21 protein-coding genes are annotated in these 20,312 nt (G+C 67.2%); 9 read left to right on the top strand and 12 right to left on the bottom strand.

All coding sequences use genetic code 11. The features are described 5' to 3' along the window. Nucleotides 1–87: 87 nt before the first annotated feature. From O3669_RS09585 to O3669_RS09570, 4 genes are all read right to left on the bottom strand, one after another. Nucleotides 88–1,095 (bottom strand): FKBP-type peptidyl-prolyl cis-trans isomerase, encoded by a 1,008-nt coding sequence (locus O3669_RS09585; protein WP_371524511.1) that lies wholly within the window; start codon nucleotides 1,093–1,095, stop codon nucleotides 88–90. 19 nt (nucleotides 1,096–1,114) lie between these two features. Next, complete coding sequence (gene erpA / locus O3669_RS09580; RefSeq protein ID WP_003792846.1) at nucleotides 1,115–1,468, bottom strand: iron-sulfur cluster insertion protein ErpA; 354 nt, start codon at nucleotides 1,466–1,468, stop codon at nucleotides 1,115–1,117. 85 nt (nucleotides 1,469–1,553) lie between these two features. Then, a complete protein-coding gene (locus O3669_RS09575; RefSeq protein WP_295918689.1) occupies nucleotides 1,554–2,516 on the bottom strand; it encodes a glycerate kinase in 963 nt (320 codons plus the stop codon). After that, nucleotides 2,513–3,904: a M20/M25/M40 family metallo-hydrolase gene (locus O3669_RS09570; RefSeq protein ID WP_371524510.1), complete on the bottom strand. Its 1,392-nt coding sequence runs from the start codon at nucleotides 3,902–3,904 to the stop codon at nucleotides 2,513–2,515. Before O3669_RS09570 ends, O3669_RS09575 begins: the two co-directional genes overlap by 4 nt. 40 nt (nucleotides 3,905–3,944) lie before the next feature. Here O3669_RS09570 and O3669_RS09565 point away from each other — a divergent pair, with 40 nt between their 5' ends. The 4 genes from O3669_RS09565 (at nucleotide 3,945) to O3669_RS09550 (ending at nucleotide 7,489) form a co-directional block, all read left to right on the top strand. Beyond that, nucleotides 3,945–4,565 (top strand): DUF3043 domain-containing protein, encoded by a 621-nt coding sequence (locus tag O3669_RS09565; RefSeq protein WP_371524509.1) that lies wholly within the window; start codon nucleotides 3,945–3,947, stop codon nucleotides 4,563–4,565. Nucleotides 4,566–4,757: 192 nt separating this feature from the next. Continuing rightward, complete coding sequence (locus O3669_RS09560) at nucleotides 4,758–5,525, top strand: hypothetical protein (RefSeq protein WP_371524508.1); 768 nt, start codon at nucleotides 4,758–4,760, stop codon at nucleotides 5,523–5,525. An 18-nt stretch (nucleotides 5,526–5,543) separates the two neighbouring features. Then, nucleotides 5,544–6,608 carry a quinone-dependent dihydroorotate dehydrogenase gene (locus tag O3669_RS09555; RefSeq protein WP_371524507.1) on the top strand — a complete coding sequence of 355 codons (1,065 nt, stop codon included), beginning with the start codon at nucleotides 5,544–5,546 and terminating at the stop codon, nucleotides 6,606–6,608. Between the two features lie 8 nt (nucleotides 6,609–6,616). Beyond that, nucleotides 6,617–7,489: an RNA methyltransferase gene (locus O3669_RS09550; protein ID WP_314768174.1), complete on the top strand. Its 873-nt coding sequence runs from the start codon at nucleotides 6,617–6,619 to the stop codon at nucleotides 7,487–7,489. Between the two features lie 89 nt (nucleotides 7,490–7,578). Here the strand turns inward: O3669_RS09550 and O3669_RS09545 are convergent, their stop codons facing one another. From O3669_RS09545 to glf, 5 genes are all read right to left on the bottom strand, one after another. Then, nucleotides 7,579–8,325: an HAD-IIB family hydrolase gene (locus tag O3669_RS09545; protein WP_295918679.1), complete on the bottom strand. Its 747-nt coding sequence runs from the start codon at nucleotides 8,323–8,325 to the stop codon at nucleotides 7,579–7,581. Between the two features lie 9 nt (nucleotides 8,326–8,334). Continuing rightward, nucleotides 8,335–8,505, bottom strand: coding sequence for a methionine/alanine import family NSS transporter small subunit (locus O3669_RS09540; protein ID WP_371524506.1), 171 nt, complete (start codon nucleotides 8,503–8,505; stop codon nucleotides 8,335–8,337). After that, nucleotides 8,502–10,088: a sodium-dependent transporter gene (locus O3669_RS09535; protein WP_295968403.1), complete on the bottom strand. Its 1,587-nt coding sequence runs from the start codon at nucleotides 10,086–10,088 to the stop codon at nucleotides 8,502–8,504. Before O3669_RS09535 ends, O3669_RS09540 begins: the two co-directional genes overlap by 4 nt. 186 nt (nucleotides 10,089–10,274) lie before the next feature. Further along, nucleotides 10,275–11,213 (bottom strand): AEC family transporter, encoded by a 939-nt coding sequence (locus O3669_RS09530; protein WP_371524505.1) that lies wholly within the window; start codon nucleotides 11,211–11,213, stop codon nucleotides 10,275–10,277. A 16-nt stretch (nucleotides 11,214–11,229) separates the two neighbouring features. Beyond that, nucleotides 11,230–12,372, bottom strand: a complete 1,143-nt coding sequence (gene glf, locus O3669_RS09525) for a UDP-galactopyranose mutase (protein ID WP_371524504.1) — start codon at nucleotides 12,370–12,372, stop codon at nucleotides 11,230–11,232. 347 nt (nucleotides 12,373–12,719) lie between these two features. Between glf and O3669_RS09520 the strand changes: the two genes are divergently transcribed. Beyond that, the gene (locus tag O3669_RS09520) at nucleotides 12,720–13,238 is read left to right on the top strand and encodes a GNAT family N-acetyltransferase (protein WP_314768181.1); all 519 of its coding nucleotides are present in this window, start codon (nucleotides 12,720–12,722) and stop codon (nucleotides 13,236–13,238) included. 9 nt (nucleotides 13,239–13,247) lie between these two features. Here the strand turns inward: O3669_RS09520 and O3669_RS09515 are convergent, their stop codons facing one another. From O3669_RS09515 to O3669_RS09505, 3 genes are all read right to left on the bottom strand, one after another. Further along, nucleotides 13,248–14,258, bottom strand: coding sequence for a glycosyltransferase (locus O3669_RS09515; RefSeq protein WP_314768183.1), 1,011 nt, complete (start codon nucleotides 14,256–14,258; stop codon nucleotides 13,248–13,250). A gap of 109 nt (nucleotides 14,259–14,367) precedes the next feature. After that, nucleotides 14,368–14,676 carry a hypothetical protein gene (locus tag O3669_RS09510; protein WP_314768185.1) on the bottom strand — a complete coding sequence of 103 codons (309 nt, stop codon included), beginning with the start codon at nucleotides 14,674–14,676 and terminating at the stop codon, nucleotides 14,368–14,370. 44 nt (nucleotides 14,677–14,720) lie between these two features. Then, nucleotides 14,721–17,153, bottom strand: a complete 2,433-nt coding sequence (locus O3669_RS09505; protein WP_371524503.1) for a glycoside hydrolase family 3 C-terminal domain-containing protein — start codon at nucleotides 17,151–17,153, stop codon at nucleotides 14,721–14,723. A 152-nt stretch (nucleotides 17,154–17,305) separates the two neighbouring features. Here O3669_RS09505 and O3669_RS09500 point away from each other — a divergent pair, with 152 nt between their 5' ends. From O3669_RS09500 to O3669_RS09485, 4 genes are all read left to right on the top strand, one after another. After that, nucleotides 17,306–18,184, top strand: coding sequence for an HAD hydrolase family protein (locus O3669_RS09500; protein WP_371524502.1), 879 nt, complete (start codon nucleotides 17,306–17,308; stop codon nucleotides 18,182–18,184). Between the two features lie 16 nt (nucleotides 18,185–18,200). Next, nucleotides 18,201–19,466 (top strand): MFS transporter, encoded by a 1,266-nt coding sequence (locus O3669_RS09495; RefSeq protein WP_371524501.1) that lies wholly within the window; start codon nucleotides 18,201–18,203, stop codon nucleotides 19,464–19,466. A gap of 92 nt (nucleotides 19,467–19,558) precedes the next feature. Next, on the top strand, nucleotides 19,559–19,789 hold the full coding sequence (locus tag O3669_RS09490) for a PTS glucose/sucrose transporter subunit IIB (RefSeq protein ID WP_295921224.1): 231 nt from the start codon (nucleotides 19,559–19,561) through the stop codon (nucleotides 19,787–19,789). After that, nucleotides 19,786–20,253: a PTS glucose transporter subunit IIA gene (locus O3669_RS09485; protein ID WP_295921226.1), complete on the top strand. Its 468-nt coding sequence runs from the start codon at nucleotides 19,786–19,788 to the stop codon at nucleotides 20,251–20,253. The genes O3669_RS09490 and O3669_RS09485 overlap by 4 nt, the downstream gene beginning before the upstream one ends. Nucleotides 20,254–20,312: the final 59 nt, after the last annotated feature.

Raw genomic sequence — 20,312 nt, 5'->3', positions numbered from 1 at the left:
GGAAGACGCGATGGCCCCATTCTAACGGCATGTGGGCGGCTCCCCCACTGGGAGCCGCCCACATGCGAAGAGCGTAGCGCGGGGCGCTTACTGCATCGAGGCCGTGCCGACGATGTCGACAACGGCGACGCTGACCCCGGCGGACGCACCGGACTGAGCGGGTGCGTTCTGATCGGGCTCGACGATGACGATGCGCGAACCGACGGTGTAACCAGCGAGTTCAACGCGGGCCACCGACGCCTCGATCGGAGCTGGCTGCGACCACGAGGACTGGGTCTGTCCGTTGGCGCCGAAAGCACCCAGCGTGAACTTGTACAGGACCGACTGGTCCGCGGTCAGTTCCTCGCCGGCACCCTTGTAGATCGTGTAGGTCTTCTTCTCGGTGGGGGGCGTCACACTCTCGTCGATCGTCAGGGTCGGCTCGGAACCGGGCTCCCCAGTCACGGTGATGCCCGCGGGCAGCTCCTCACCGGTCGCGGTCGCACCGGTCAGGATGGACTCATCCGCAAGGTTCTGCGTGCTCGCGCCCAGGATGTCGACGACGAACACCAGCGTCGAGTTCGGGGGGATCGAGGGGTTACCCTGAGCTCCGTATCCAAGGGAGGCGGGGATGACCAGCTCGACGCGGTCGCCCACGTGGGCGTGCGCCAGGCCGTAGCCCCAACCCTTCACGACCTGCGCGAGGGAGAACTCGATGGGCTGGCCCTTCTGGTAGGACGAATCGAAGACGGTGCCGTTCCAGAGCGCGCCAACGTAGTTGACCTTGACCTTCGCGCCGGGGCACACGAGCGTTCCGTCGCCCTGCTTGAGGGTCTTGACCAGGACCTTATTGGTGGGCTCGGCGCCCTTACCCGCAGCGATCACGGGGGTGTCCTCGCCGGAGACGGCGGGGAAGTTGCCCGTGCCGGTGCGATCCACGTTCGCGGACTGATCCGCGGAATCATCGGTCGCGCAGGCGGAGTAGTCGATCTCGGTGGCGGCCACGCCCTCGGAGGAGGTGGCGGTGGTCGACGTCAGGTCGGTACAGGCGGACAGGCCGAGGGCCAGGGCGGCCACGCCGGCGAGGGCGCCGAAACGGCGCAGAGAAGACATCATGGGTGGAGTCTCTTTCGGCTCAGTGGAAGGATTCGCCGCAGGCGCAGGTGTTCTGGGCGTTCGGGTTGTCGATCGTGAAGCCCTGACGCTCGATGGTGTCGGCGAAGTCGATCGTGGCACCGCTCAGGTAGGGAACGCTCATGCGGTCGACGACGACCTCGACGCCATCGAAGGAACGGATGGCATCCCCGTCGAGCGTGCGGTCATCGAAGTAGAGCTGGTAGATCAGCCCCGAGCAACCGCCGGGCTGCACGGCGATGCGCAGGCGCAGGTCGTCGCGTCCCTCCTGTTCAAGGAGGCTCTTGACCTTCGCGGCAGCGACGTCGGTGAGGATGACCTCGTGGGTGGGAGCCTGAGTTGCGGACTCGGACATGGTGCTCCTAACGGTGAAAAATAGACGTATGCGCTTGACACACTACTCCCCCGGCCCCGCCGCGCGCGAGAGCTGGGATGCGCGCTCAGCGTAACCAGGTGCGCGCGATGCGCCGCCCGGCATCCTCGAGCGTGACGCAGGCCTCCGTCTCGAAGACGCCGTGCAGTCCCCACTGGGCGCGCTCGTAGCGCGACAGACTCGAGCGCGTCGTGAGGGCGACGACCGGCAGGGCGAGTTGCTCGGCCGCGCCGGTCAGGCAGTCCAGCGTCGAGGTGGCCAGCAGCGGCGAGGCCAGCTCGGGCTCGGCGATGATCAATAGATTCGCGGTTTTGAGCGCCTCATCGAGGTCGAGAAGGTCGGTAAGCAGCTGACCCGTGGGCACGATTCGCCCGCCGCTGGCGGCGATGATCGCGCCGACGCCACCTGCGGCACCGGAGCCGTATCCGCGCGCGGGATGGGTGTCTGTTCCGGCCAGGAGCGCGCGGCGGCGCGCTGGGCGGTGGGCGAAGGCCTCGGTGAGCAGCCCCGTCATGGCTGTGTCCTGTTCCTCAATGGGCTCAAGGTCGGGGGCGACTGCCAGGACCGAGTCGAGTCCCAGCAGGGGGCGCGGCGTCGAGGCCGCGCACACCAGGTCCGTGCCACTAGCCGCGACCAGCTCCTCGGCGCGCGTGAGCGCCTCGGGCAGCCCCTCGCCGACGACCTGGGAGTCGGGCACCCCGACCAGTCCGGCCAGGAAGCCCAGCCCGCAATCCGGGGAGGCATTGTGGCCGCCCTCGACGACGACCATGCGCTGGCCCAGCGCCTGCGCCACGCGCTCGCCCGCGCCGCGGGTCGAGCGGGCATCGGTCGGGACGCGCACGAACGAGGCCTGGGCGCGCGAGGCGGCCACGGCCTCGTCGAAGGTGGGACCCGACCCGAAGGGAAGGAGCGCCACATCGGCACCCTCGCAGCCGGCGCGTACGCCCCGGCTGATCTCTTCCAACGCGGCGCCGGTCGGCAGGAGGGGGCTGGCCCCATCCCACCGACCGGCTACGACGACTCGCCTCACAGGGACGCCAGGCGGGTCAGCAGCAGCGCCTCCGCGAGAATCGCTGCCTTCAGGTCCGGGATCGACTGCGACTCGTCCTCCGAGTGCGCGTTCGTCAGCGGATCCTCCACGCCCGTGACGACGACCTGCGCGCCGGGGAAGATACGCTGGAAGTCGGAGATGAAAGGAATCGAGCCGCCCACGCCGATGTTGACAGAGGGCACGCCCCAGGCCTCGGTCAGGCACTCGTGCAGAGTCTTCGTGACCGGGGAGTCCATGTCGGCCTGGTAGCCCGCTCCCGCGTCCTCGCACGTCACCTCAACATGCGCGCCGAAAGGCACGTTGGCGAGCAGGTAGTCGACCAGCTTAGCCTGCGCCTCGGTCGGGTCCACACCCGGCACCGTACGCATCGACAGGCGGAAGCGCGTGTGCGGGGCAATCGTGTTCGACGCGTTAGAGACGGGACGCGCATCGAAGCCGATGACGGAAATCGAGGGCTTGGTCCACATGCGGGCGGCGATGTCGCCCGAGCCGGCCAGCTGGAGGCCCTCGACCATGCCGGCGGCCTCGCGCAGCTCGGCCTCCGGCCAATCCACGTCCGCGCGGTCCGAGCCACCCAGGCCCGGTACTGCCACGTCGCCCGCATCGTCGAACAGCGACGCAATGAGCATCGAGGAGATCGCCACAGAATCCAACAGCGGACCGCCAAACGCGCCCGAGTGGACCGCATGATCGGCGACCGTCACGTCAACGGTCACGATCGCGTTGCCGCGCAGCGTCGTCGTCACCGCAGGCTCGCCGACCTTCCAGTTCGACGAATCCGTCACGATGATGACGTCGGCCGCCAGCTCGTCGCGGTGCGCGTCCAGGAAGGCCGTGAAGGACGGGGATCCGATCTCTTCCTCGCCCTCGATGAAGATAACGACGTTGACGGGCAGGTCAGCGCCCAGGATCGACAGCGAGCCCAGGTGGACGACCACGCCGGCGCCGTCATCGGAGGAGCCGCGACCGTAGATGCGATCGCCACGCACCTCGGCCTTGTAGGGGTCCATGCTCCAGCGGTCCAGCTCGCCCACGGGCTGGACGTCGTGGTGGGCGTACAGGAGGACGGTCGGCGCGCCCTCAATACGGGGAGTATGAGCCACGACGGCCGGCTTGCCCTGCGTGCCATCGGTAGCCTTCTCACTGAGGACCTTCGCCTCCAGGCCCAGGGCCTCGAAACGCTCGCGCAGGTGCTCGGCGCTGCGCTCCAGGTCGGCGGCGTGCGCCGGGTCCGACGACACCGACGGAATCGCGACCAGCTGGGTGAGCTCATCGAGCAGGGACGGGAAAGCGGCCTCGAGGCGCTCCCTCAGAACGGACATCGACAATTCGTGTGAAGTATCAGCCATACGCCCAGGGTAGACCATGAAAGTGCACGGCGGGTGCCCTTTCCGCTAGCCTGGAAGCGTGTTTGGACGAAGCAAGAACAATAGCGACGAGACCTCGACGACCGTTGAGCCTGTCTCGACCACGCCCGGCGGCAAAAAAGGTCGCCCCACGCCGAAGCGCAAGCAGGCCGAGGCCGCTCGTATCCGCCCCCTGGTGCCCGCCGACCGCAAGGAAGCAAAGCGGGCAGCGAGGGCGGCGCGCAACGCCCGCTGGGAAGCCGAACAGCGCGCCCTGGTAACGGGTGATGAGAAGCATCTGCCCATGCGCGACAAGGGACGCGCACGCCGCTTTGTGCGCGACTACGTCGATGCCCGCCACTCGTTCTCCGAGTGGGTTCTCCTCGTCATGTTGGCCTCCATCATCCTCATCATGATCCTCTCGCTCTTTGGTAACAAGATCCCCGAGCAGACACAGGTCTACATCCTCTACGGCTCCACGCTCCTCATGTACGGCTCCTTCATCGTCACCGGCGTCGAGGCCATGCTCGTGTGGCGTAAAATCAAGGCCGCCTTCACGCAGGAACACCCCCGCGATGAGATCCCGCGCGGCACCGGCTACTACACCTTCTCGCGCATGATCATGCCGCGCCGCTGGCGCTCCCCGCGCCCGCAGGTGGATCGCGGCGAGTTCCCGAAGTAACACCGGCCTCGCCTACGCTCACGGTCCCATGCCCATCCACAGGGCGTGGGACCGTATCGTTTCTATCCACAGGCCCCCGGCGTGTCGTGTCCCCATCCACAGGGGCCCGCGTGGGGCTGGCGTCGCGAGCTGTCGTGGCGTGATCCTGGAGGGGCGCTGCACAACCGCCGCGCCACACGGAAGGACATCGCCATGCACGTCTCAGTCACTCTCACCGCCACCTCCCATGTTCGCATCGATGACGATGAGGGGGTGCCGGTGTCGGTGTCGACCACCTCAGCCGACGAGGCCGATCCTCCCGATTGGATCCCCGATACCGCTGCGCTGGCCACGGCCTCGTCCGCTCGGATCCCCCGGGGGTCCGCGCACACCGAGGATGTCTCCCCCGCGCTCGACGCCACGGCCTCGGCCGAGCCCAGCCCCGCGACCTGCTTGTGCAGTGAGGACCCCACCGAGGAGGGCCCCGTGCGCGAGGGGATGTACGGCCCCATGCACTGGCTCGACGACCGCCACGTCACCGCGCTGCTCTCCCCCTACATCTGCGAGGGCTGGGACACGGGCGACTACGCCAGATTCGCCGACCTATCGGGCGCAGACGCGCGCAGGCTGCGCTCCCTCCTACCCCCGCTCGCCCGTAGCGACCGGCAAAACAACGCTCCGCGCATCTCCGACCTGCTGCGCGCCGCCACCCGCATCGACGGTCTCACGCTCGAAGGATATGTCATCCGCGCTCCCCGCTGGGACGAGCGCGTCAGCATCGACACCGTGTGCGTGCCCGAGTCGGCGATCATCGCACACACGGGACGCCCCATCGACGACTCCTCCTACCCGGCCTACCAGCACTGGCTCACCCTCGCCGACGTCCTCGGGCTGGGCGACGACGCCATCCCACCCGACGAGATGCGTATCCTCACCCGAGACGCAACAGCCACGCGCTGGTGGTGGGCATGGTGGGACTAATCAACTACCCTAGGATCTATGATCCGACGCGCGTACAACTGGACATTCCGACACTTCATTTCGCGTTCTGACCCGGAGCAGGCACACCACCTGGGCCTGGGTGCGATCTCCCTCGCAGGGCGCTGCGCTCTTACGCGGGGACTCATGCGGGCCACCCTGGGCTACGTAGATCCCCTGCGCACGCCGACACGCACCGTCGGCGGCGCCGAAGTCCCCCTCACCCTCGGCCACCGCACCCTGCCCTCTCGACTGGGCCTGGCCGCCGGCATGGACAAGGACGCCGAGGCCGTCCTGGGCATGAGCGCCCTGGGCTATGCCTTCGTCGAGATCGGCACCGTGACGCCGCGCCCGCAGCCGGGTAACGAAGCGCCGCGCCTATGGCGCCTCATGGAGGAACGGGGCCTGCGCAACCGCATGGGATTCAACAACGCGGGCGCGGACGCGGCCGCCGAGAAGTTGCGCGAGCTGCGCTCCACCCACGCGGGCCGCGCCGCCATCGTGGGTGCGAACATCGGCAAGAACAAGGTCACCCCCGAGGCCGACGCGCCCGCCGACTACGAGTACTGCGCGCGGGTCCTGGCCCACTGGGTCGACTTCGTCGTCGTCAACGTCTCCTCCCCCAACACGCCGGGCCTGCGCGACCTTCAGTCTGTCGACCACCTGCGCCCGATTTTGCAGGCCGCGCGCCGCGGCTGCGAGGCCGGGGCCCCCGACCGCGTCATGCCTCTGTTCGTCAAGATCGCTCCCGACCTGGCCGACGAGGACATCGTCGCCGTCGTTGAGCTGACCAAAGAGCTGGGCCTGACCGGGGTCGTCGCCACGAACACGACGATCAACCACGACCTGGGTGAGGGCGGCGTCTCGGGCGCTCCCCTGCTGCCCCGTGCGCTGGAGGTCGTCTCCCTGGTGGCACGTCATCTTGACGACGACCAGATTCTCATCGGCACGGGTGGCATCTCGTCGCCCGAGGACGCGCTGCGCATGATCGGCGCGGGCGCGGACCTGGTCGAGGCCTTCTCCGCTTTCATCTTCGAGGGCCCGTCCTGGCCGGGCGAGGTCTCCCGCGCCCTCCAGCATGCCTGAGGAGAGCCGTGATCATTGAGCTGACCGGCGCCGATCTGTCCGCGGATCCGCGCCTGGAGGACTACACGCGCCTCAAGGACGTGCGCCTGCGCTCCAAGATCGAGCCGGAGCGCGGCCTGTACATGGCCGAGTCGGCCAACGTCATTGAGCGCGCCCTGCGCGCGGGCCACAACCCTCGGTCCTTCCTCATGTCGAGCCGATGGCTGGAGTCCCTCACGCCCCTCATCGAGGGGGCGACCGGGGCCGCCGACGGCGCGGAGCTGCCGGTCTTCGTGGCAGACGAGGACGTCCTGGAACAGATGACGGGCTTCCACCTGCATCGCGGCGCACTGGCCGCCATGCAGCGCCCGGTGCTGCCCACGCTCGACGAGCTGCTGGCCACGGCGCGCGGCGGGGAGCCCGCACGCCGCGTCGTCGTCCTGGAAAACCTGGTCGACCACACGAACGTGGGCGCGGCCTTCCGCAGCGCGGCGGCGCTCGGCGTGGACGCGGTCCTCGTGACCCCGCAGTGCGCGGACCCGCTGTATCGGCGCTCGGTACGCGTGTCCATGGGGACGGTTTTCCAGGTGCCGTGGACGCGCCTGGAGTCCTGGCCCGGTGACATCGCGGCCCTCCAGCGCGCCGGGTTTACGGTCGCGTCCCTGGCTCTCTCCGACGATTCCGTGTCCCTCGACGACTTCGCCGCCCTCCCCGCCCTCCAGGCCCCGGACGCCCGCCTGGCGATGGTCATGGGCACCGAAGGCGACGGCCTGGGCCGTCGCACGATCGCGGCATCGGACTATACCGTCAAGATCCCCATGGACCACGGCGTCGATTCCCTCAACGTCGCGGCCGCCTCCGCGGTGGTCTTCTGGGCCACGCGGGGCATCGGAGCCTCCTAGGCACGCGAGCGCCACCGTACGCGGCCCGCAACGAAACGAGGCCGGAGCTGGAAACCCAGCCCCGGCCTCGTGCCGATTGAATATGAGCGTCAGCTCAGAGTCTCGACGAGCTCACGGATGACCTCGACGCACTCCTCCCAGCCCGACACGGCACGCGTCGCGTAGCCGGCGGCCTTGACGGGATAGTCGTTACCCTCGGGATCCAGGCGGTCCCCAATGAAGAGCATCTCGGAGGCGGGGATCCCCGTCTCCTCGACGAGCTTGCCCATGCCGTAGGCCTTGTCGATGCCGCGCGTCGTGATGTCAACCGAGGTCGACCCGCCCCCGCGCACATCTAGCTCGGGAACGTCGGGCTGCACGGCGTCGCGCAGGGCTGCCTTCTTGGTCCCATCGGGATCCCAGGCGCGCTTCGCGTCCAGCGGTGCCTCCTGGCCAAGCGCCGAGAAGGTGATCTGGGAGCCACGGTCCTCGATGATATTGCCCCACGGGTTCTCCTCCCACAGGCCAAGCTCACGAGCGTGACGCTCCAGGGAGTCGATAACGCGAGCGGCGACCACGGGGTCCAGGTCGTGCGCGTAACGCTCGACCCACGCCCCGCCCTCAAAGCGGTAGTAGCGCGTGCCGCAGGTGGGCATCAGGTGCAGGCGCGAGAGCTCCTCATCCGAGGCATTCAGGTTGTCCAGCACCTGCGTGCGGAACTGGCCCATCTGGCCACCGGAGATGATGCACACCTCCACGTGATCGAGCAACGAGCGCAGCGCCACATCCATCTCGGGCGGCAGCGGCGACTTCGAGGGGGCAAGAGTGTCATCGAGATCAAAGGCAACGAGCTTCACGATGCCACCCTACTGCTTCGCAGCTTCGAAGGCTTCGGCGGCTTCGATAGCGCGCTGCGCGGCCTCGGTCTCCTCATCGGTAGGCACCGAGAGGACCTGCAGCAGCACGACGGACGCGACGAGGCCGCCCCACACGAGCAGGATCGTCAGGATCATCAGAGAGATAGCGGGAGCGGTCACTGGGCGCCTCCTTCAATCGAAGCGATATCTTCGGCGTCGTCAGCGAGAATCTGAGCGACCGTCGCCTGGGCGTCCACCGGGCGGTGCTTCCACGGGATGAGAGTGAAAATCAGGGACGCAATGACCGCGACCGCCACGGAACCCCAGCCGAAGATCAGCAAGTAGCTGCTGGGGTAGTCTTCGTAGCCATTCGTCAGGATCTTCACGATCGACATCGCCATCATGACGAAGAGGACGACCGGGATGACGATACCAACGAGGGGCTCCCAGAGCTTGGGGACCTTCACGCTGGACACCGAGTTGATGTGGGCACGTAGGACACCCAGGCGCGGGCCTGCGACTGCGCACAGGACGGCGAACATGATCGCCGAGGACACGACGCCGACCGAGTTGATGAACTTGTCGACGATGTCGAGGTTGTTCAGGCCCGATCGGGTGCCGAAGAGCACCAACGAGATGGCGGTGGCGGGGACGCCGAGAACGAGAGCCGAGCGAGCGGGCGACCAGCCGAACTTGTCCTGCAGGCCGCCGGAGACGACCTGGAGCAGGGACAGCAGGGAGGTGACGCCGGCCAGGACCAGGGACGAGAAGAAGAGCACGCCGAAGAGGGGCCCACCGGGCATCATCGAGATGATCTTCGGGAAGGTCACGAAGGAGAGGATCGGGCCGGACAGGCCTTTGACCTCGGAGACGCTCACGCCACCCTGGTGCGCCATAAAGCCGACGGCGCTGAAGACGCCAATGCCAGCGAGGATCTCGAAAGAGGAGTTCGCAAAGCCGGCGACCAGAGCGGTGCCCGTCAGGTTCGACTTGGGCTTGAGGTAGGAGGCGTAGGTCAGCATGATACCGAAGCCCACGGACAGCGAGTAGAAGATCTGCGCGAAGGCTTCCAGCCACACGTTGGGGTCGGCCAGCGCGCTCCAGTTCGGCGTGAAGAAGGCGTTGAGGCCTTCGACGGCGCCCGGCAGGAAGAGCGCTCGGACGACGAGCGCGAGGAAGAGGATAACGAGGAGCGGCAGGAAGACCTTGTTCGCAGCCTCGATGCCCTTGGACAAGCCGCGACCGATGACGAGGAGCACGAGCACCCACACGAGAGCGAGCGGGATCATGACGGCCCAGGCGGGCGCCCACGAGAAGGTGTTGCCAGGAACCCTCTCAAGGAAGGACTCCAGGAAGAACGTCGTCGGATCGGCGCCCCAGGCCTCGTTCACGGAGTAGATGGTGTACTGCACGCCCCACGCGAGGACCGCACCGTAGTAGACCATGATGACGAAGCAGACGAAGGTCTGGAACCATCCGATAAACTCGCCGCCGCCGATCATCTTACGCAGCGCCCACGGCGGGGAGCCGCGGAACTTGTGTCCGACTGCGTAGTCGAGCCAGAGCATGGGGATACCGACGAAGATCAGCGCGACCAGGTACGGAACCAGGAAGGCGCCGCCGCCGTTGGAGTAGGAGACTCCGGGGAAACGCCAGATGTTGCCCAGGCCGATGGCCGAGCCGATGGCTGCCAGGAGGAAGCCAGTCTGGCCGCTCCACGAGTCGCGCGCGCGGGGCGCGGGGCGGGATGCGGAGGATGACATGAATCGTGTTCCTTGGATTCGTTTGATTTTGGGATAATGCTCAGTCAGACTATGGCCGTTACACGAGGATGTCAGCTACAGTCCACGATATAGACCGTGCTTTTGACCTCTTTTTGACGAGGCCATGGCTGGTTTGTGGGTCGCTCAGGCCTCTGGCGGGGCCTGCCGGGCCCGGCGACGGGCCGTTTAGGAAACGACGCCCAGGCCGTGGAAGATGGCCGCGATGGCGATGACGACGGGCAGCGATGCAAAGGTCGTCACGAGGACCGTTCCCTGCGCGATGCGCTCCCCCGCCTTGGCCCGAGTGGCCGCGATGTAGGCGTTCTGCGCGGCTGGCAGGGCAGCCATGATGGTCACCGACATGAGGGCCGGACCCGCCAGTCCGAGCAGCACTCCGACGCCGCACGCGATTGCGGGCTGGAGGGCAAGTTTGCAGGCGATAGCGCAGACAGTCGCCGCAATACCGGAATCACCGGACGCCGAGCGACGATCAACGAGGGACGCACCGAAGGATAAGAGGATCATCGGGGGCGCGGCTGCCCCCAGCATCGAGGTCGACACGTCGAGGAGCGTCGGCATCGGCCACCCCGCCGCGGAGAACAGGAAGCCACACGCCGCTGCGATGACCATGGGATTGCGCGCCACGACCTTCGCAACGCCGAGCACCGACGGGCGCTGCCCCGATCCAACCAGATCGGCCAGGACGAAAAACATCGGGGTGAAGAAACCCAGCTGGAACACCAGGATGGGAACAACAGCGGAGGCGTCGTTCAAGACGTAGACGGCGATCGGGATGCCGATGTAGGCCCCGTTGTTCAGGGACGAGGCCATGGCTCCCAGAGCGGTCTCCCCGCGCGACAGGCGCAGGAACAGGCGTGTGACAAGCACGAAGAGCAGTGCGGTGCCGACGCCCGACGCGGCGGCCACGGCGAGCGGAGCGCCAAAAACTCCGGACGTGCCGGTCGAGACAATCGCGTGGAACAGCATCGCTGGGCTGGCCACCCAATACGTTGCCGATGCGAGGGAACCAGCGGCATCACGGCCGAGTGCACCCCCTCGGCGAGCAATCCAGCCGACGCCGATGATGAGAGCGATCGACAGGACCGACCAAAGAATCGACGCCATGCGAAGAGGAAACCCGTCAGCGCCAGGCGGCCACGGCCTCGTCGACCTTGGTGAGGGCCGAGGCGATTGCCATGTGCATGTCCAGGTACTGGTAGGAGCCCAGGCGACCGCCGAAGAGCACGTTCTTCTCCCCCGCCGCCATCTCGCGGTAGACGGCAAGCGTCGAGCGGTCCGACGGCGAGGCGATCGGATAGTAGGGCTCGTCGCCGGGGCGGGCAAAGCGCGAGTATTCGCGCTGGATGATCGTGTTGGTCGCACCGCTTCGATCCCGCTCGGGGTGCAGGTGCGCAAACTCGTGGATGCGCGTGAAGGGGACGTCCCGATCCGAGTAGTTCATGACGGAGCAGCCCTGGTAGTCGGGCACGTCCACGACCTCGGTCTCAAAATCGAGGGTGCGCCAGCCGAGCTCGCCCGCCTCGTAGTCGAAGTAGCGGTCGATCGCGCCCGTGTAGACGACCGGAACCTGGCCGACGGTCGCGGCCTTCGAGAACGGCGAGGAAGCATCGAAGAAGTCCACGCCCGTGTGCACGGTGATACGCGGGTGATCGACCATGTTCGCGATCCACGCGCCGTAGCCGTTCAGGGGCAGGCCCTCGTAGCGGTCCTGGAAGTAGCGGTTCTCGTAGGTGAAGCGCACGGGCAGGCGCGTAATGATGGAGGCGGCAAGTTCGCGCGGATCCGTCTGCCACTGCTTGGCCGTGTACCCCGCGATGAATGCGTCGTAGAGCGGGCGGCCGATCAGGCTGATGGCCTTCTCCTCGAGGTTGCCGGGTTCGCCCGTGATCTCGGCGGCCTGCTGCTCGATGAGCGCGCGGGCCTCCGCCGGCGAGTAGGCCGCTCCGAAGAACTGGTTGATGGTGCCCAGGTTGATGGGCAGCGGGTAGACGACTCCCCGGTAGTTGGCGTAGACGCGGTGGCGGTAGTCGTTGAATGCCGTGAATCGGTTGACGTAGGACCACACGCGCTCGTTCGACGTGTGGAACAGGTGGGTGCCGTAGCGGTGCACCTCGACGCCCGTGGCCTCGTCGATCGACGAGTAGGCATTGCCTCCGATGTGGTCGCGACGCTCGATGAGGGTCACGTTCATACCGAATCGCTCCGCGGCCTCGCGGGCAAACGTCAGGCCAAAGAAGCCCGAACCAACAACGAGCAGATCCACGCCGCTCCCCTTTCACTTGATTAACACCATCGTATCCGCCCAGGCCAGGGCGTGCTGGAACGGGGACGAGGCCGGGGCGCGGACACTCTCAAACAGAGAGGCGGCGCTCACCTATTCTTGTTCCGTCTGCTGACATGTCGGGTGGTCCCGCACGCTAACCCGCTGTCCAGGACGTAGGCGACCCCGCCTACGTTCCGATGAGCGGGTTGAGGTGCGGGACAGCAGGTCATGTTAGCGTGTACGTTGAAGTCCTGAAGAGGCCGGATGTCGCCACCACTGATTGGTTCCGACGATCCTGCTGTTGTCGCCTCCTACCAGTCGGCACCTTCAACGGGAAAGAACGACCAATGATCATTCACACTCAGCGCCTGCGCTTACGGCCCTGGAACGATATGGACGCACCGGAGCTCTACGAGCTGGCCCGCGATCCCCGCATCGGGATGCTGTGCGGATGGAAACCCTTCGAGTGCATCGACGATGCCCACGAGGCGCTGTCGACCGTCCTGGCGGCACCCGACAGCTACGCGGTGACGCTCAGATCGACCGGTGAAATCGTGGGCTCGATCGCGCTGCGCATTGACACAGACTCCCCCGAGGCAACCGTCGCTGACATCGGATACTGGATCGGCGCACCCTACTGGCGCAACGGATACGCGACGGAGGCGGGGCACGCCATCATCGAGCGCGCTCGTGAGCTGGGCGTCGAGACGATCATCTTGAAATACTTCGACGGAAATGACGCCTCGCGAAGAGTCTCAGAAAAACTCGGCTTTGCATGGCACAAGCGCGAGGAGGACGTGGAATACCCGCTCATCGGCAAGCGCCTGACCGTCCATTGGACGGAGCTGGTGCTCGCCGAGCACTGACGGCGTCCCTTAGTTGAAGCCGAGGACCGCCGCCGCGACCTTGTAGCCGCCGCGAACAACCGTCGGCGACGCGTGGCGTACGAGGCCGGCGAGCAGGTCCTGGCGCAGGCGGTCCGTGGCCTCGGGGTTGATCTGGTCCATGGTCTCCCAGATCTGTTCCTTGAGGGCCAGGTGCTCGGGGGTGCCCGACAGCTGCGCCATGACGGAGCAGACGACGGCGTTGATACGCAGGTAGTGGACCATATAGCGCCAGAGCTTGTCCTCGACGTCGGCGCGCGGGGGCAGCGCACGGGTCATCGCCTCGTTCACTCGGGCGAGCTGATCCAGGCGCGTGATCATGACCTTCTCGTTGACGGACTGGTCGTCGCGCCCGATGAAGTAGTGGTACAGGTCCACGTCCAGGTAGCGGATCGTGGAGATGTAGGGCAGCGGCACGAACGAGTAGAGGTAGTCCACGTAGAACGTGTGCTCGGGCATGACCAGGCCGGACGCGCGCACGACCTCGGTGCGCATCGTCAGGGCGTGCATCATGAGATACTGGTCGTAGCGGCAGCGGCGCAGGTCCGCCCAGCCGAAGGTGCGCCCACGCGGCAGGACGTTGCGGTAGCGGATGACGGCCTTGTGAGCCTTGCCCTGCTTGTCGTACACGTAGTTGGTGACGAGCAAGTCCAGGTCGCGCCCGGCCTCGCGTTCCTCGCGCAGGACGTCGAGAACGGCGTTCGTTGCGCGCCGGTCCAGCCAGTCATCGGAGTCCACGACGCGCACGTGCGTACCGGTGGCGGCGGCGAGCCCGGCGTTCACGGCGCCGCCGTGGCCCTTGTTCTCCTGGTGGATGACCTTGACGGAGGGGTAGCGAGAGGCCCACTCGTCGGCGATCTGGGCGGTACGGTCCTTTGAACCGTCATTGACGATAATCGCCTCGAGTTCATCGCCGTATCCGACGAGCGTGGTCAGCGCCCGGTCGAGGTAATCCTCGGAGTTGTAGGCGGGCACGATCACCGTCAGCAGCGGCGCGCTCATGGAGTCTCCTCTCGTGAAGTCTGCCAGTAGTCTACTGTGCCGCGCTGGCCTGCGCGTCCTCCGGCGTTGCTTCCTGCTTGAAAATCACCTTAAAGATGGGGAAGAACACTCAGAAGGAGATGGCCGCGTTGATGATCATCGTGACGACGTCGGCGACAGTCTCGCCGCCCGCGCCCACCGACATCGAACCGGCCGAGTAATCGAAGAGGAAGACCGTGTGGCCGTTGGAGACGCCGACGGGCAGGAACTGGAAGGCCGTGTCAACGAGACTCGTGTGCGCGAACACTGCCTTAAACGCCGGCATGAGGGCGACCTGGAGAACGGTGATGCCGTTGGAGAGGATGAAGAAGACGATGAACTGCGCGGCCGTGGTGTGCTTGTCTTCGAAGGCGGTCCACCAGCGCTTGAGAGCCTGCATGAGTTGTCCTTTACGTCAGTGTGTTGAACGAGGCCGGGGCCGCGTCATCGGGTCTGGTCGAGTTCGCGCTGAGTCGCCTTGTTGGCGCGCGCGTTGGAGAAAAAGCCGAGGGCTGCTCGGGTGAGTCCCCGCAGGGGGTGACCGTTCACGGCATCGAGGATCGCGTCCACCATGTCGGGGCTGGCCGCCCCGTTGCTCATCTTCGCGATGGCTCGGAAAGGCATGTTGAGGACGAAGAGGATGTTGAGGTCCGGGGTTCCCTTCGCGTCCGCCTTCGCTTTGAGGGCGTGGAGCCCCCGTCCGGCGACGCGGGCAAGCCAGGTCTTGGCGCGCGTCATTTCAGACAACGGGTCAGCTGCCGACAGGTCGTCCGCGGGGTGAGCGGTCGGGATTGTCCGCCCCAGCAGGACGGCAAATTCAGAGTCGGTGACGTGCGCGACGTCGCCGCTCAGGTAGTGACCCAGGGCCGGGTCGATCGGCGAAGGCGTGGTGCCGTCGACCTCGAGGGTGGCACTCAGCGGCGTGTCGGTCGCGTTGCGTCCCACGTGGACCGTCCAGGTTCCTGCCTCCCTCTCCCACGCGCCGCGCGAGGTCTCCCAGTGACGGAAGGTGTAGCGGTCGAAGGGAATCGTCACGCTCACTGATGCTCCGGCAGCCACCTCGACCTTGGCGAAGCCCTTGAGCTCGCGAGCGGGACCGAACACGCCGCCGGGGGCGCTCACGTAGAGCTGGACGACCTCGGCACCATCGCGCGCGGAGGTGTTGGTGACCGTGAGGGTCGCCCCCTCCTCGTTCACGGCGAGGTCGGAGTATTCAAAGCTCGAGTATGACAGGCCATAGCCGAAGGGGAAGGCAACGTCGATGCCCGCGGACGTGAAGTAGCGGTAGCCGACGAACGGGCCTTCGCGGTAGTACGAGAGCGGTCCGGTCGCCGGGTACCAGGCGGCGGTCGGGTGGTCCTCGTAGGAGAGCGCGTATGTTTCAGCGAGGCGTCCCGATGGATTGACGGCGCCGCTCAGGACGTCGAGCATGGCCCCGGCGCCTCCCTGGCCGGTCAGGTAGCCGTTGACGAGCGCGGGGACGGCGGGCGCCCACGGCATCTCAACGCTGGCTCCGCCGGTCAGGACGACGACGGTGCTCGGATTGGCTGCGACGACGGCCTCGATGAGGCGATCCTGGCCCTCGGGCAGGCGCATGTGGGGGCGGTCCAGGCCCTCGGATTCAGCCAGCTCGTCGAGACCCACGTAGACGAGCGCCACGTCGGCTCGCGCAGCGAGGGCCACGGCCTCGGCGATGAGAGCGTCACTCGTACCGCCGAGGCGCTCATACCCGCTCGCATATCCGGCACAGACGAGGCCTCGGGAGACCCCTCCCCCGGCTTCGAGGAGCTCACGCGGCGATTCGACGCGCGTGGGGTTGACCTGTGAGGAACCCGATCCCTGGAAGCGGGGCGTGTCGGCCAGATCGCCGATGAGGGCAACACTGGTCCCGGCGCTCAGGGGCAGGAGATCGTTCTCATTGCGCAGAAGCGTGATCGCCTCGGCGGCGATGCTCGTGGCAAGGGCGTGGTGCCCGTCGAGGTCGTAGGGCGTGGGCGCGGGCAGCCCGGCGGCGGCCGCGGCGACGGTGAGGACCTCCTGGGCGCGCGCGTAGACGTCGGATGCGTCCAATTGTCCGGCCTCGACGGCCGCGACGATCTGTCGGGCACCCACCAGGCCGGGCGCGGGCATCTCGAGGCTGCCTCCGGCTCGCGCGGCCGCGACAGCGCTGTTCGAACCGCCCCAGTCGGAGACGACCATGCCGTCGAAGCCCCACTCGGTGCGCAGGATGTCAGTCAGCAGGTGCTTATTTTCGTGCGCGTAAGTGCCGTTGACGAGGTTGTAGGAGCTCATGATCGCCCGCGGCCGCGCGGTGCGGCACACGATCTCAAAGCCGGTCAGGTAGATTTCGTGCATCGTGCGCTCGTCCACGATGGAATCCGAGGCCATGCGGCGCAGCTCCTGGGAGTTGAGGGCGAAGTGCTTGGGGCAGGCGGCCGTTCCCGTGGACTGGATGCCGTCGACGAGTCCGGCGGCCATGGTGCCTGCCAGGATCGGATCTTCGGAGAAGTACTCGAAGTTGCGTCCGCACAGGGGCGAGCGCTTGATGTTGAGACCGGGGCCGAGGAGGACGTCGACGCCGAGGCTGCAGGCCTCCAGCCCCAGCGCCTCGCCCATGTCGCGCGCGAGCTCGGGGTTCCAGGTGGCCGCGAGCGCGGAGGCCGTCGGGAAGCAGGTCGCCTTTTCGGCCTGGGCTATGCCCAGGTGATCGGCGTCCCCGAGCTGGCGGCGCACGCCGTGCGGGCCGTCGCTCATGACGAAGGAGGGGACATTCGCCGCGGGGATCGCGCGGGAGTCCCAGGCGCTGGCTCCTGAGAGGAGGGCTGCTGCCTGTAGGAGGGTGAGGTCGGTGGCGTCCGTCAGTGCCGGGTGTTCCATCGTCGTGAACTGCCTTTCGTGCTCCGTCGCTTGTGGTGCGCACTTCTAGTATGGGCGCCAGGGCGGCCTCGTTATCGACCGTGCGCATGATTTGTCGTTTCGGGGGTGTGTTTTGTGCTCCTGCCCTGCTCGGCCCTGGTTACCATGGCTTCATGAGTGTTCACGCTGGGATCTGCGCTGCGGAAGCTGCGAACGCCGCTCCTCGCGCTGTTTTTGTTGACGTTGATGGGACGCTGTGCGATTCGCGCCAGCGCGTGCCCGCCTCCGCTGCGTCCGCGCTGGCCCGGGCCAAGGAGCGTGGTCATCGCCTGTTCATCTGCACGGGGCGTTCGGCCCCGGAGGTCTACCCGCGTTTTTTCGACCTGGGTTTTGAGGGCATCGTCGGGGGTGCGGGCGGGTACGCCGCGGTGGGCTCCACCGTGCTGCTCGACGAGCGTATGCCCGCTGAGCACGTTCAGGCTCTGACCCGCATGTGGGAGGAGCTGGGTGCCTTCTACGTGTGGCAGGGCCCCGACCAGATGGGCCCCTCGCGCGGCTACCTGGACTTTTTCGTGCCCCGCGCGGGCGAGAACCCGCAGGACTGGGTCGAGTACGGGGAGTCGGTGACCCCCTTCGTCGTCGATATCGAGGGCGGCTCGTTCACGAAGGTGACGGCCTACGTGCGACCGGAGAACGCGTCGATGGAGCGCATTAGTGCGGCACTGCCCGACGGCTACCGGGCCATCATCGGGTCGGTGGGCGCGGCCGGGTATGTCCCGTTCGAGGTCCTCCCGACACGCCTGTCGAAGGCAGTGGGCATCGAGGCCGTGTGCGAGTACCTGGGAATCCCTCTGTCGCGTTCCGTGGCCATCGGTGATTCCAACAACGACGTCGAGGCCGTGGCTCGCGCTGGGGTCGGTATCAGTATCGGGGATGGCTGCGAGGCCCTCGTTGAGGTGGCCGACATCGTCGCCCCTGCGGTTGGCGACGACGGCTTTGCGTGGGCCCTGGCCGCCGCCGGACTCATCGCCGAGGCGCCCAACCCGGCCTAGGCCTCGGCGATCGTGCATGTTGCCTGCTGCCTCCGCGTGGCTCCACCACCCCCTCACTCGTAACTCCGCCTTCATGCACCTGTGGGCGGGCCAGACCGCCGCGCAGGTCGGCTTTCAGGTCGGAACCCTGGCCACCTCGGCGATCGCGATCACGTTCCTGCACGCCAGCGAAACTCAGATCGGTGTCCTCTCGGCGCTGCAGACCGTGGCGTTCCTTCTCGTCGGCCTGCCCGCGGGGGCGTGGGTGGACGGGTGGTGCAAGCGCCAGGTCATGATCGCCGCCGACGTGGCGCGCGTCGGCGCCCTTGTCTCAATCCCAGTGGCATACAGCCTGGCTACCCTGACACTCACCCACCTGATGATCGTCTCGGCGCTGCTAGGCCTGTGCACTGTCTTCTTCGACGTCGCCTACCAGTCCTACGTGCCGATCATCGCGTCCAAACGCTATATCGGCGCGGCCAATGGGCGCCTCGAAGCCTCCTACCAGGTGGGACACGCGGGCGGACCGGGCCTGGGCGGATGGCTCCTCGGATTCGTCGCCCCTCCCCTGGTCTACCTGCTCACCGCCCTGACCTACGTGCTGTCCACCTGGGCCATCTGGCGCATCCGTGCCCCCGAGCCCGCGCCCACGCGCACCGGAGCCCCGCTCCTCGCACAGATCCATGAGGGTCTGACCTTCGTACGAGGCCAACGCTTGCTCTTCCCTCTCTTCTCCTGCATCGCGGCCGCCGCCTTCGCGGGCGCGGGCATCCAGGTGCTCCTGCCGATCCTCGTCCTGCGTACGCTGGGCATGAGCGCCACCCAGCTCGGCGTGCTGCTCAGCGCCGGGGCCCTCGGCGGGATCCTCGGTGCCCTCACGCGCTCGGCGTGGATCACCCACCTGGGTATCGGGCGCACCATCGTGGCCACCAACATCCTCGGCGTCGCCATCCTCGCGCTCCAGCCCGCCGCCATCCACATCCCCGCCTGGGCGACGTGGGTCATCGCCGCCTCCGGCATCATCTCCTCCTACTTCCTCACCGTCTACAACGTCACCCAAATGAGCCTGCGCCAAGAGATCTGCCCGCCCCACATGCTCGGGCGCATGAACGCCATCTTCCGCTTCGCCGTGTGGGGCGTCATGCCACTGGGTTCCCTAGCCTCGGGCGTCGTCGCGGCGCGTGTGGGCGTCGAAGCCGCCATGTACGCATTCATCGCCCTGGCGATTGGCGCTGGCATCGCCATGGCCTTCACGCCGGCCGCCCGTCTCCCGGGTGCCAGCGCCGACTTCGCCGTCCCATAATGTGACGCGCTCGCTGGCCTGTGGCGTGCCAACGCCCCGCCCTCCGCGATACCATAAGTGTGAGGAAAAACGCATGAGCCAAGGAGGCCACCATGAGCACCGCAACGTCCATCGTCGAGGCCCTAGGCGGTTGGGACAACATCTCCAATCTCGAAGCCTGCATCACGCGCATCCGCCTGGACGCGGCCAACACCGACCTCATTGACGAGGCCAAGCTGCGCGCCGCAGGAGCCTTCGACGTCGTCATCGTGGGAGACGCCGTCCAGGTCGTCATGGGCCCCGACTCCGAGGACCTCGTCGACGAGATGCTCGCCAGCCGGTGACGCTCGTCGTCCGCGCGCCCTTCACCGCACACGTCACGCCCCTGTCTGAGGTACCCGACCCCGTTTTCGCCAGCGGCGTTGTCGGTGGCGGCTGCGCGCTCCTCCCGCTGGTCGCCACGGAGTGCTTGACCGTGCACGCGCCCGTCAACGGCGTCGTCACCAAGCTCAAACCCCACGCCGCGATCGTGACATCCACGAGCGGGGTGTCCATCCTCATCCACCTGGGCATCGACACCGTCAGCCTGCACGGCTTGGGTTTTGCCGCCCTCGTCCAGGAAGGCGACGTCGTCGCTGCGGGCGACCCACTCATCCACTGGGACCTGACCCCCGTGCGCGACGCGGGGCTCTCACCGTGCGTGCCCCTCATCGCTGTCAGCCCGCCGGGCACCGCCGTCAGTCTCGAGGCGCCCCCCGGGCAGGTGCCGGTACTGAGCCCGCTCTTCACGGCCTCGGCCCCCGCGTAAGCCGACACTGCCCGCCACCGCCGGTAGCGGCCACCAACACGGAAAACCCCGCAGCCCCA

Origin of the sequence: Pauljensenia sp. 20925_1_34 (assembly GCF_041432775.1) — a bacterium.
Taxonomy (GTDB): Bacteria; Actinomycetota; Actinomycetes; order Actinomycetales; family Actinomycetaceae; genus Pauljensenia.
The sequence above is the reverse complement of the archived record's forward strand: the minus strand, read 5'-3'. Positions and strand labels throughout refer to the sequence as shown.